Genomic DNA, 11314 nt, shown 5'->3' with positions numbered 1-11314 from the left:
CTTCAGGCTGCGACGTGCGAAGGCGCTGGATTCCAGCTTTCGCTGGAATGACGGCGTTGTGGGGGTGTCGGCAGGGTTGGCCTCGACGTAGAGCCGAGATTTTGAAACCTCGATCGTCGCCAAGATGCGTCATCCCGGCGAAGGCCGGGATCCAGTGACTTCAGGCGGTGACGTACGGAGGCGCTGGATTCCGGCTTTCGCTGGAATGACGGTGCTGTGGGGTGGCCGGCAGGGTTGGCCTCGACGTAGAGCCGAGATTTCGAAACCTCGATCGTCGCCAAGATGCGTCATCCCGGCGAAGGCCGGGATCCAGCAGCCTCCGGCCGCATCATCCGGCCGGATTCCGGCTCTCGCGCAAGTTGCTTCGAACACGGCCATCCGAATGCCATGGATGCCGCTAAGGCAGCAGCTTGCGCAGGATGCGGCTGTTCAGCGCGCCGCTGTAGCCCTGGCGCGAGCCGTCCGCACGGATCACCAGCACGCGCGGGGTCTCGCCGCCCCAGTCCGGGTCGAGCAGGTAGTTGATGCGCTCGGGCGTGGGGTCCGCGTAGGCGCGGGCCGGGTAGCCGTCCATGCCGGCGGCGTGCAGGCGTTGTGCGATCGCCGCCGCCTGGCCGATGTCGTCGGTGGCGACGGTGACCAGTTCGATCTGCTGCGGGTGCGCCTGTTGCAGTTTCGCCAAGGCTTGCAGGTTGGCCTCGCAATAGGCGCAGTCGAGCGCCCACAGCGCGACCAGACGCTCGCCCTGCGCGGGCGGTTGCAGCAGGGCGCCGACCTGTGCGGCTTCCAGCGGCCGCAAGGTGTCGTCACCCGCCTGCAAGGCACTGGCAGCCGCAGGCAGGAGCAGGGCGAGCGCGATCAGCAGGCGCTTCATGGCGCGGCCTCGACCGGAACGAGGCGGAAGCCTCCGGCGGTGTTCCAGGCGACGAAGGCGCGTTGCCGGAGCAGCAGGAGCTGCGGCGAGCCGGCGGCGGCCTCGCTGCGGGCGATCTGGCGGGCGTCGCCGAAGCGGCGGCCGCCGTCGGCCGATTCGCGCAGCATCAGCGCATAGCCTTGCGCATCCACCTGGTTCCAGGCCACCCAGACGGTCTTGCCGAGCACGGCCACGTCGGCATGGGCGGCGCCGGCATGGGCGATCGCAAGCGCATGCCGCGGCGGATGGCCGGGGTCGAGCTGGCCGTACCAGATCGTCGGCTGGCCCTTCGCCTCGTACCACACGGCGTGGCGGGTGCCGTCGGCGCCGATGGCGAGGCCGGGGCCGTGGTGCGGACAGCCGGCGATCCGCCATTGGCTGAAGGTCGCGCGCGCCGGCTGACTGGGCTGGCCGTCGGCGTGCAGCACGGCATAGGCATGGTCGCGGATGTTGTCGCCGTAGATGCTGCGGAAGAACGCGGCGACGTCGCCCTGCGGCGTAGGGGCCAGCGCGATGCGGCAGCACTCGCAGCTCTGGTCGAGCAGCTTGCGCTCCGGCAGGAAGCTGGCGCCGGCGTCGGTCGAGGCGCTGTAGTAGACCGCGGCGCCGAGGTAGGGCTTGCCCCCGGCGTGGGCCGCTTCCATGTCGCGCTTGTCGATCCAGGCGATCACGATGCGGCCCTTGCCGTCCACCGCCAGCGCGTCGAAGCGGTGGGTGATCTCGGCGCGGTCATGGTGCACGGTCAGCGGCGTGGAGAAATGCTCGCCACCGTCGAGCGAGCGGGCGAAGCGGACAAAGCCGGTCCACGGTTTCGCGCGCGGCTGCGACCAGCTCACGTAGAGCTCGCCGTGCGGGCCGAAGGCGATCTTCGGGCGGTTTTCGCCTTCGGCGTAGATCGGTTCGGCGACGGCGTTCACCTCCACCGGCGCGCTCAGCGTCTTGCCCAGGTCGTCCGAGTGGCGCAGGCGCACGTGGCCGTCCGCCGCGTCCACCAGCCACAGCCGGCCATGGGCGTCGAACGCCGCGCTGGCGCCCAGCTCGGGCCCCTTGGGCATGGCCATGGGCATGCCGTCGTGCGCCGGCAGCGCGAGCGGCGACAGGCAGAGCAGGGCGGTCAGCAGGCGGCGCATCGCGGCTTCCTCGGGATTGCAGGTGGGTTTGCCCATTGTCCCGCTGGGCGGTGGCGGCGGTTCCGCACAGCGCCCTCGCGTGTCGGCGGCATCGCGTTGCGCGGACGGGCAATCATAGTTCCCAGCGCACTTCGCCGAGCCAGGTGCGGCCGGCGTAGGGATGGTAGACCCAGTAGCGCGCATTGGTGAGGTTGTCCACGCCCAGCGAAGCGGTCCAGCCCGGCGAGAAGCGCCAGCGCAGCTTGGCATCGGCCACGGTGAAGGAGCTCACCGCACCGTAGGTGTCGACGTAGTCGCTGTTGTCCAGCGTGCCGTACTGGCGGCCCGAATGGCGGATGCCCAGCGAGGCGTCCCAGGCGGGCGCGATCCGGTAGTCGGCGACCAGGGTGGCGCGCAGGCGCGGGATGCGCGGGAACCAGTGGCCTTCGGCGGACGGCGCGCGGCGGTCGCGCAGGGTCCTGGCGTCGTTGAAGGCGACGCTGGCGGAGAGGTCCAGCCCGGACGTCCAGACGTCCGTCAGCGCCAGCTCGCCCTCGACGCCGCGGATGCGCACCAGGTCGACGTTCTGCACGCTGGTGACGGTGGGTGTCACGGTGACGTCGGTCTGCGTGTACAGCGAATCGGAGATCCGGTCCCGGTACAGCGACACGCGCCAGTGGCCGTTGGCGAGGTGGTGCTGCAGGGTGAGGTCGGCGGAGTTGTCGCGTTCGGGCTTGAGGTTCGGGTCGCTGTTGACGATGGCGTTGGCGCTGATGGTGCCCTGGAACAGCTCGGCCACGGTCGGGTAGCGCACCGCCTTGCCCCAGGCCAGGCGCAGCGACCAGTCGTCGGCGAAGTCCCAGTTCAGCGCGGCCTTGGGCGAGAAGTCGCTGCGCTGCCGGCTGGCGTAGCGCAGCGTGCTGGCCGCGTCGGCGCGCAGGCCGCCGTAGGCGCGCCACTGCTCCCAGCGGCCGCCCAGGGTGAGCGCCCAGGCCGGGGCGAAGCTCCATACGTCCTGCAGGTAGGCGGCGCGCGTCTGGGTGCGGCCGGCGAAGGCGCCGGTGCGCGGGCCGTCGGCGTCGCCGCGCCAGTCGCGGGCGTTGCGCACGCTGGAGTCGAGCACGTAGCGGTCGCCGTGCAGGCCGGCGTAGAGCATGTGCTGCTCGCCGAGCGGGCCGGAGCTGCGCAGGTCCAGCGTGTCCCAGCCGGAGCCGTCCTTGCCGGCCACCGTGCCGGGGCCGCCGAGCGGGCCGGTCGGCGGCGCGAGGTTCGCGGTGTGCGTTTCGGAGCGCTTGAAATCGTAGTGGCTGGCGACGGCGGTCCAGCGCCAGTGGTTGGCGAGGTGGCCGTTCAGCTCCGCGCCGTAGAGCAGGTGGGTGTCGAAGGCCGAGCTGGGCGCCAGGCCGGCCGGCGACAGCGTCCAGGTCTTGCCGTAGGCGCCGACCGTGCCGCCGTCGACCGGCCGGCCAGCGGCGTCGCGGACCAGGCTGCGCGTGCGGTCCTCGGCATGGTCGTGCCACCAGCCGAGAGTGAACAGCGCGGCGACGCGGTCGCTGATGTCCACGCCGACCTTCAGCTTCGCCTGGGTCTGTACGGTGTGCTCGATGCTGTTGGCGCCGTAGATCAGGCGCGGCGTGCCGTTCGGGTTGCGGTCCAGCGTGGCGCCCTGCACCGGCACGGCGACGGTGGGATCGCCGCCGGCCTTCGCCGTGGCGTACTGCATCGGCTGGCCCTGGTTGTCCAGCTTGTTCACGGCGAGCATCCAGCTCCAGCGTCCTTGCCGGTTGCCGAGCGTCGCGGCCACGCTGCGGCCGTTGTAATGGCCGCTGCCGCCGTAGCGGTCGTGGAAGTCCTGGCTCATGTACTGCGCGCTGGCGCTGGCGATCAGCTTCTGCGGCAGCCGCGTATGGATCAGCACGGTGGTGCCGAGCGAGTTGCCCGGATACAGCGCGGAGTAGGGGCCGTAGAGGATGTCGACCGCGCCGATCTCCTCCGGCGCCACCATGCCCCAGCGCGGCGCGCCGTCGTAGCCGTTGGTCATCAGGTTGGAGAGCAGCAGGCCGTCGGCGTAGAGCAGGCTGCGCGCGCTTTGCAGGGTGCCGGCATTGCGGCCGCTGATCACCGCGTTCGGATCGCCGACGTAGCGCTTGCGCACCTGCAGGTTCGGCGCGTACTTGAGCGCGTCGGAACTCTCGGTGACGTTGTGCTTCTGCATCTGCGCGCGGCTGACGCGCACGCTCACCGCCGGGGTTTCCGTCACGTGGGTGTCGCTGGCGTGCACCGAGACGGGGGCGAGCGTGGTGGCCTGTGGCGGTGCGTCGGCGGCGTGCAGGCGACCGCTGCCGGCGGCGAGGGCGAAGGCGCAGAAGCCGAGCGGGCGGATTTTCACGGGAAGCGACTCTGGACGTGGGTCTAGGGTTGCAGGATAGACCCGGGATGATGATCGGCCAGATGGCGTGTTGTCGCAGCGGGGTGTGCGAAGCCCGTGGCGGGCGGCGCCGGGCGGTCGCGGTGCCGCCGCACGGATGCGCGGGCGTGGCGGCGTCGGGCGGGCGGCCGGGTGCGGACGGCCGCGCCGGCTCAGTCGTCCTGCTCCGGCCGCTCCCGCACCGGATGCTTGCCGAGCTTGCGCTGCAGGGTGCGCCGGTGCATGCCGAGCCGGCGCGCGGTCTCGGAGATGTTGCCGTCGCACTCGGTGAGCACGCGCTGGATGTGTTCCCATTCCAGCCGGCGCAGCGCCAGCGGCGCTTCCGGCGCATCGGGCACCTCGTCGTCGGCCGGCGCGGGGCCGTCGCCGTCGAGCAGGGCGCGGACCACGGCATCGGCATCGACCGGCTTGGCAAGGTAGTCGTGCGCGCCGCGCTTGATCGCCTCCACCGCGGTGGCGATCGAGGCGTAGCCGGTGAGCAGCAGGATGCGCATGTCCGGCACCAGCGCGTGCAGCTCGGGGATCAGCCGCAGGCCGTTCTCCTCGCCGAGCTTGAGGTCGAGCACGCAATGGCGCGGCTGGTGCCGCCGGGCCAGCGCGCGGGCCTCGTCCGCGCTGGTGGCGGTGATCACCTCGAAGCCGCGCGAGCCGAGCGCGCGCGCGAGCACCCGTACGAAGGTGGCGTCGTCGTCGACGAGCAGCAGGGGACGCGTGGACGGAGCATCGTTCATCGGGAGCTTTCCTGGAGAGCCTGTGGACATTCTTGCCGGACTCGGCCGCGCTTGCACGCGCTCACGTGCCGGCGACGGCGGCCAGCGGCAGGCGCAGGCGCACTTCGGCGCCCTCGCTGGTATTGCGCGCGCCCAGTTCGCCGTCGAGGCGCTCGGCGGTGGCCTCGGCCAGCGCCAGGCCCAGGCCCAGGCCGGTCTGCTTGCCGCTGCGGCCGAGCGCGGCCAGTTCGCCGTGGCCGGCGAAGCCGGGGCCGCGGTCGCGCACGATCAGCTCCAGCCAGGTCGTGTCGCAGCGTACTTCGAGCGCGACCGCATGCGAGCCGCGCACGATCGAGGCGTCGGCGGCGTTGTTGAGCAGGTTGAGCAGGGCATGGCGCAGCCCGGGCGGTACGCGCAGGGGCATGCCGGCCAGCGCCTCGTCCATGCGCAGGTCCAGTTCCGCCTCGGGCCGCAGCAACTGGAACCGCTCCTGGCAGCCGTGGATGAAGCTGGCCAGCGCCAGCCGTTCCGGCTCCTGCGACAACTGCGCCTGGCCGAACGCGACCATCTCGCGCAGGATCGTGCGGCAGCGGTCCACCTGGCCTTCGAGCAGGGCCAGATCCTCGTCCAGCAGGCCGTCGTGGGCGTACTCGCGGCGCAGCTCCGGCAGCAGGGTGCGCATGGTCGCCAGCGGCGTGTTGAGCTCGTGCGCGGCGCCGGCGGCCTGGGTGGCGATCGCCAGGATGCCCTCGTCGCGCAGCGCTCGCTCGCGCGCGCGCTGCATTTCCAGTTGCTGCAGGCGCAGCGCGTGGGCCAGCCGGTTGATGAAGAAACCCAGCAGCAGCGCGGTGATCACGAAGTTCACGCCCATCCCGGCCACGTGCAGCGAGAAGCCGCCGCCCGCGAGGCCGGCGTGCATCGGCATCGGCAGCGCCACGTGCCAGCGCAGCAGCACCAGGTAGGCGATGCCGGCCAGCGCCGCCACGGCCAGGACCGCGCGCACCGACAGCGCCGCCGCGCTCAGCGCGATCGGCACCAGCAGCAGGGTGACGAACGGGTTGCTGGCGCCGCCGGTGAAGTAGAGCAGGTAGCCGAGCACCAGGGTGTCGACCGCCACGTGGCCGATGGTTTCCCATTCGCGCACCGGCCAGGGCTGGCTCAGCCGCCATGCGGCGAACACCGAGAACACCGCCAATGAGCCGATGCCGATCAGCAGCGGCAGCAACGGGATCTCCAGGCGCATCCACAGCGCGCAGACCAGCACCGCCACGCTTTGCCCGGCGATCGCGCACAGGCGCAGCCAGGCCAGCGTGCGCGTCAGCGCGAACGGGCCGATGCGGCGGCTGGCATGTCGGTTCGGCATGGCGTTCCTGCGGCGCGGCGGGCCCGCCGCGAAGACGGGCCCCGGAATCTTACGCCTGGACGTTCCATTCCTCGCTGTGCACGGCCGGCAGCGGCTTGGCCTCCGCGACGGCCTCGGCGTGGCTGTTGGACAGCTTCTTCATCAGCGGCAGCACCGCGATGGCGATCACCGTGCAGCCCACGCCGACGAAGCCCAGCTTGTTGAACAGGCTGGTGTAGATGCCGAGCGACTGGACCGGGTCGGTGAGCCCTTCCGGGATGTGCGCGTAGTTGGCCACCACGCTGCCGAGGTATTGCGAGATGCCGGAGGCGACGTAGTAGGCGCCCATCATGAAGCCGCCCATGCGGGCCGGCACGTAGCGGGCGATCATCGCCAGGCCCAGGCCGCTCACCAGCAGCTCGCCCAGCGAGTACAGGCCGTAGCCCCACACCATCGTCCAGGCGGTCACCTGGCCGTTCACCGCGCTATGCGCGCCCAGCCCGTAGACGAAGAAACCGGCGGCCACCGCGGCGAAACCCCAGGCGAACTTGGCCGCCACCGACGGGTCCTTGCCGATGCGGCCGAGCGTGTTGTAGGCGAACACCAGCACGGGGCTCAGGATCACGATCCAGATCGCGTTGAGGTTCTGGAACTGCTCGGGGATCCAGTTGAACAGGTGGATGCCGAAGAAATCGAACGAGAGGTTGACGTTCTTCTGCGCGAACAGGTTCAGCGAGGTCGACATCTGCTGGTAGAAGATGAAGAAGAAGATCGTCTGCGCCACCAGCACCAGCGCCGCGATCAGCCCGGCGCGCTCGCTGCGCTGGCTGCTGCGGATCAGGTGCACGAAGATGCCCAGGATCACCACGCCGGCGGCGTACACGCAGATGCGCGCCACCAGCTCGCTCTGCAGGATGAAGGCGGAGACGAACACCATCGCCACGCCGCAGGCCAGCACGCCGAGCAGGCGCACCGGGTTCACCCGCGAGGCGTCCGTGGGCGAGCCGATATGGGCCAGCGTGCGGCTCATCAGGGCGTAGTTGCCGAAGCCGAGCAGCAGGCCGATCGCGCAGACGCCGAACGCGGTGTGCCAGCCCATCGCGTCGCCGTAGTGGGCGCCGACGTAGTCGCGGATCCACGGGGTCAGCGTCATCGAGATCATCGAGCCGACGTTCACCGCCATGTAGTAGATGGTGAAGGCGCTGTCGATCTTGGTGTCGTCGCCCTCGTAGATCTTGCGCACGAGGTTGCCGGCGTTGGGCTTGAAGAAGCCGTTGCCGACGATGATCACGCCCAGCGCGCAGTACAGCAGGTAGGCGTTGTCGGAGGGAATCCACAGCATCGCGTAGCCGAGCATCAGCACCAGCGCGCCCAGCAGCATGGTGCGGCGGGTGCCGATCAGCTTGTCGCCGACCCAGCCGCCGATCGCCGGCGTCGCGTAGATCAGCGCGGCGGCCGCGCCCCAGACCAGGTTGGCCTTGGTGTCGGCGAAGCCGAGCTTCTTCATCATGTAGGTGACCATCAGCACCTGCATGCCGTAGAAGCCGAAGCGCTCCCACATCTCGATGAGGAAGACGGTGCTGAAGGACTTGGTTTGTGAAACAGGCGGGTTCTGGGTTGCCATTGTCGATTCCGTACGCGGTTCAATACTGCGGCCGCCGTGCGACCAGCTCATGCAACCCTGAACTGGGCCACAACCGGGGAAGGGTAACCCATCCGCCGCGGGGGCAACGCTGCACTGCGGCAAGCGCGGGCGTGGAGGAATCGCGCCGGCCGCTGGCGAGGCGGCCTATGGCATCATGTCGCGCCAGTTACGGGGCATTTGCAGACAACCTGCGGCCTGTCCGTGCCGCCAGCCGCCGCGTCCCGCGCCGGGTGGGCGCGGCGGTGCCGCCACGATGCGCCGCGCACCGCGGCCCGAGAGGATATCCACCATGGCCGCAGCCGGCTTCCGCGGACCCAAGCAGATCTGGAATGCCTTCAAGTGGTCGATGAAGGGGCTGCGTGCCGGCTGGCAGCACGAGGCTTCGTTCCGGCTGGAGGCGGGCCTGGCGGTGGTGGTGATCCCGCTGGGCCTATGGCTGGGGCAGGGCGCCCTGGAAAAGCTCGCGCTGGTGCTGCCGGCCTTCCTGGTGCTGTCGGCCGAACTGCTCAATTCGGCGATCGAGGCGGTGGTGGACAAGGTCAGCCCGGAGTTCCACGAGTTGGCCGGGCGCGCCAAGGACATGGGCTCGGCGGCCGTGTTCGTGCTGTTGGTCCTGCTGCTGCTCAGTTGGGGTCTGGTGCTCGGTCCGCGCCTGCTGGGCTGAACGCGGCGGCGCCGCGCGATTGCGCCGGACCATGGCGTGATGCTGCAATGGCGGCTCCACCGGACCGGAGCCACCGCCATGAAAATCCTACGTGCACTCGTCGTGCTGCTGCTCGTCGCCGGGCTGTCCGGCTGCGGCTACAACGCCATCCAGCGCCAGGACGAGTCCGTCAAGGCGGCCTGGTCGGAAGTGCTCAACCAGTACCAGCGCCGCGCCGACCTGGTGCCGAACCTGGTCAATACCGTGAAGGGCTACGCCCAGCACGAGGAAAAGGTGTTCACCGAGGTCACCAATGCGCGCGCCAAGGTCGGCAGCATGCAGGTGAACGCCGACACCATCAACGACGCCGAGAAGCTCAAGCAGTTCCAGGCGGCGCAGGGCGAGCTGTCCAGCGCGCTGTCGCGGCTGATGGTGGTCAGCGAGAACTACCCGCAGCTCAAGGCCGACGGCCTGTTCCAGAACCTGCAGGCGCAACTGGAAGGCACCGAGAACCGGGTGACCGTGGCGCGCAACCGCTACGTCAAGGAAGTGCAGGACTACAACTCGATGATCCGCACCTTCCCCAACAACCTCACGGCCAAGATGTTCGGCTACAAGGTGAAGCCGAACTTCAGCGTGGACAACGAGAAGGCGATCTCCACCGCGCCGACCGTTGATTTCGGCGGCAACGCGCCGGCCCCGGCCGCCTCGGCTGCGCACTGAGATGTCCGGGCGCTTCACGCGCCTGCTGTTCCTGCTGGCGGCGGCCCTGCTGTCGCCGGCCCTGCTGCACGCCGACGAGGCCGCCGTGCCGAAGCTGGCGCGGCACGTCACCGACCTCACCGGCACGCTGACCGCGCAGCAGGTCGACCAGCTCGACAGCCGGCTGGTCGACCTGGAAAAGCGCAAGGGCGCCCAGCTGGTGGTGCTGATGGTCGGCAGTACCGCGCCGCAGGACATCGAGAGCTATTCGCTGGCGGTCGCCGAGGCGAACAAGGTGGGCCGCAAGGGCACCGACGACGGCGTGCTGCTGCTGGTGGCCAAGGACGACCGCCGCGTGCGCATCGAAGTGGGCTACGGTCTCGAGGGCGCGATCCCCGACGCCGCGACCGCGCGGATCATCCGCGAGTACATCGCGCCGCGCTTCCGCAGCAACGACTACGCCGGAGGCATCGGCGACGCGGTGGGCGCGCTGACCCAGTTGATCGACGGCGAGCCGCTGCCGCCGCCGGTGGAGGGCAACGGCCGCGAGCGCCACGGCCCGGATTTCGGGCACATGCTGATGATCGGCGTGTTCATCGCGTTCTTCCTGCGCGGCGTGTTCGGCCGTGCCGCCGTGTGGCTGCGCACGCCGCTGGGCGCGGCGATCACCGGCGGCATCCTGTGGCTGCTGGCGGCGAGCCTGGGCATGGCCGTCGCAGGGGCGCTGATCGGCGGCGTGCTGATGCTGTTGCCGGCCGGCGCCGGCCGCTCGATCGGCGGCGGCGGCTGGGGCGGTTTCGGCGGAGGCGGCGGCTGGGGCGGCGGTAGCGGAGGCGGCTTCGGCGGCGGTGGCGGTTTCAGCGGAGGCGGCGGCAGCTTCGGCGGCGGCGGCTCGTCGGGGAGCTGGTGATGGCAGGCATGCGGCAGTGGTTGGCGAATCTGTTCGGCGGCTGGTTCCAGCTACGCCGCCGGTTCCCGGCGGCCCTGCTCGACGAGATGGCCGGCGCGATCGCCGAAGGCGAACGGCAGCACCTGGGCGAAGTCTGCTTCGCGGTGGAGTCGCGGCTGTCGCCGCGCGCCGTGTTCGACGGCCTGGACGCGCGCCGGCGCGCCGAGCAGGTGTTCGCCCAGTTGCGCGTCTGGGACACCGAGCACAACACCGGCGTGCTGTTCTACGTGCTGATGGCCGAGCACCGCATCGAGATCGTGGCCGACCGCGGCATCGCCCGGCGGGTGGCGCAGGCCGAATGGGACACGGTCTGCGCGCGCGTGCGCGACCATTTCGCCGCCGGCCATTGGCGGGAAGGGGCGCTGGCCGGCATCGCCTCGGCGCACGCCCTGCTGCGCGAGCATTTCCCAAGCGACGGGCAGGACAACCCGGACGAGCGGCCGAATCGTCCTGTGCTGCTCTGAGGGATGGGGGCTTGGTCTACGTCCGTTGGACGAAAAAGAACGGAGCCGGTCCGGTGCCTTGAGGCGTCATGGCCTGAAGGCGCCGGATCCCGGCTTTCGCCGGGATGACGTATTCGCCGCAGGGATGATGGGTTCGGCGCCGGGATGACGCGTACGCAGCCGGGACGACGGGTTCGCAGCCGGGACGAGGGGTGCGCGATGAAGGCGGGATCTTTCGGAGTTCCAGGAANNNNCGACCATCTCGCAACGCCGTCATTCCAGCGGAAGCTGGAATCCAGTGCCTTTGCATGCCGGCCAAAGTCGCTGGATCCCGGCTTTCGCCGGGATGACGTATTCGCGGCCGGGATGACGGGTTCGCCGCCAGAATGACGGGTTCGCGATGAAGGCGGGATCTTTCGGAGTTCCAGAC

10 protein-coding genes are annotated in these 11314 nt (G+C 70.3%); 4 read left to right on the top strand and 6 right to left on the bottom strand.

Annotated elements, in window-relative coordinates; genetic code table 11:
- Positions 1–397: 397 nt before the first annotated feature.
- The 6 genes from ASG87_RS17285 to ASG87_RS17260 form a co-directional block, all read right to left on the bottom strand.
- On the bottom strand, positions 398–874 hold the full coding sequence (locus tag ASG87_RS17285; RefSeq protein ID WP_056008104.1) for a hypothetical protein: 477 nt from the start codon (positions 872–874) through the stop codon (positions 398–400).
- Complete coding sequence (locus ASG87_RS17280) at positions 871–2043, bottom strand: sialidase family protein (protein ID WP_056009079.1); 1173 nt, start codon at positions 2041–2043, stop codon at positions 871–873. The genes ASG87_RS17285 and ASG87_RS17280 overlap by 4 nt, the downstream gene beginning before the upstream one ends.
- A 112-nt stretch (positions 2044–2155) precedes the next feature.
- The gene (locus tag ASG87_RS17275; protein ID WP_082583054.1) at positions 2156–4411 is read right to left on the bottom strand and encodes a TonB-dependent receptor; all 2256 of its coding nucleotides are present in this window, start codon (positions 4409–4411) and stop codon (positions 2156–2158) included.
- 191 nt (positions 4412–4602) lie between these two features.
- The gene (locus ASG87_RS17270; RefSeq protein ID WP_056008101.1) at positions 4603–5181 is read right to left on the bottom strand and encodes a response regulator transcription factor; all 579 of its coding nucleotides are present in this window, start codon (positions 5179–5181) and stop codon (positions 4603–4605) included.
- Positions 5182–5242: 61 nt separating this feature from the next.
- Positions 5243–6523, bottom strand: coding sequence for an ATP-binding protein (locus ASG87_RS17265; protein ID WP_056008098.1), 1281 nt, complete (start codon positions 6521–6523; stop codon positions 5243–5245).
- 49 nt (positions 6524–6572) lie between these two features.
- Positions 6573–8126 (bottom strand): oligopeptide:H+ symporter, encoded by a 1554-nt coding sequence (locus tag ASG87_RS17260; protein ID WP_056008095.1) that lies wholly within the window; start codon positions 8124–8126, stop codon positions 6573–6575.
- A gap of 310 nt (positions 8127–8436) precedes the next feature.
- On the opposite strand from ASG87_RS17260, the gene ASG87_RS17255 reads away from it, so the two are divergent.
- From ASG87_RS17255 to ASG87_RS17240, 4 genes are all read left to right on the top strand, one after another.
- Complete coding sequence (locus tag ASG87_RS17255) at positions 8437–8811, top strand: diacylglycerol kinase (protein ID WP_056008092.1); 375 nt, start codon at positions 8437–8439, stop codon at positions 8809–8811.
- Between the two features lie 78 nt (positions 8812–8889).
- Complete coding sequence (locus ASG87_RS17250; RefSeq protein WP_056009072.1) at positions 8890–9513, top strand: LemA family protein; 624 nt, start codon at positions 8890–8892, stop codon at positions 9511–9513.
- A gap of 1 nt (position 9514) precedes the next feature.
- A complete protein-coding gene (locus tag ASG87_RS17245) occupies positions 9515–10402 on the top strand; it encodes a TPM domain-containing protein (RefSeq protein ID WP_056008089.1) in 888 nt (295 codons plus the stop codon).
- Complete coding sequence (locus ASG87_RS17240) at positions 10402–10905, top strand: TPM domain-containing protein (RefSeq protein WP_056008086.1); 504 nt, start codon at positions 10402–10404, stop codon at positions 10903–10905. Before ASG87_RS17245 ends, ASG87_RS17240 begins: the two co-directional genes overlap by 1 nt.
- Positions 10906–11314 lie beyond the last annotated feature (409 nt).

The organism is Frateuria sp. Soil773 (assembly GCF_001428405.1).
Taxonomy (GTDB): Bacteria; Pseudomonadota; Gammaproteobacteria; order Xanthomonadales; family Rhodanobacteraceae; genus LMSL01.
The sequence above is the reverse complement of the archived record's forward strand: the minus strand, read 5'-3'. Positions and strand labels throughout refer to the sequence as shown.

Coding starts and splice junctions, on each gene's coding strand:
- ASG87_RS17285 (WP_056008104.1), bottom strand. CDS start 874: ATGAAGCGCCTGCTGATCGCGCTCGCCCTGCTCCTGCCTGCGGCTGCC.
- ASG87_RS17280 (WP_056009079.1), bottom strand. CDS start 2,043: ATGCGCCGCCTGCTGACCGCCCTGCTCTGCCTGTCGCCGCTCGCGCTG.
- ASG87_RS17270 (WP_056008101.1), bottom strand. CDS start 5,181: ATGAACGATGCTCCGTCCACGCGTCCCCTGCTGCTCGTCGACGACGAC.
- ASG87_RS17265 (WP_056008098.1), bottom strand. CDS start 6,523: ATGCCGAACCGACATGCCAGCCGCCGCATCGGCCCGTTCGCGCTGACG.
- ASG87_RS17260 (WP_056008095.1), bottom strand. CDS start 8,126: ATGGCAACCCAGAACCCGCCTGTTTCACAAACCAAGTCCTTCAGCACC.
- ASG87_RS17255 (WP_056008092.1), top strand. CDS start 8,437: ATGGCCGCAGCCGGCTTCCGCGGACCCAAGCAGATCTGGAATGCCTTC.
- ASG87_RS17250 (WP_056009072.1), top strand. CDS start 8,890: ATGAAAATCCTACGTGCACTCGTCGTGCTGCTGCTCGTCGCCGGGCTG.
- ASG87_RS17245 (WP_056008089.1), top strand. CDS start 9,515: ATGTCCGGGCGCTTCACGCGCCTGCTGTTCCTGCTGGCGGCGGCCCTG.
- ASG87_RS17240 (WP_056008086.1), top strand. CDS start 10,402: ATGGCAGGCATGCGGCAGTGGTTGGCGAATCTGTTCGGCGGCTGGTTC.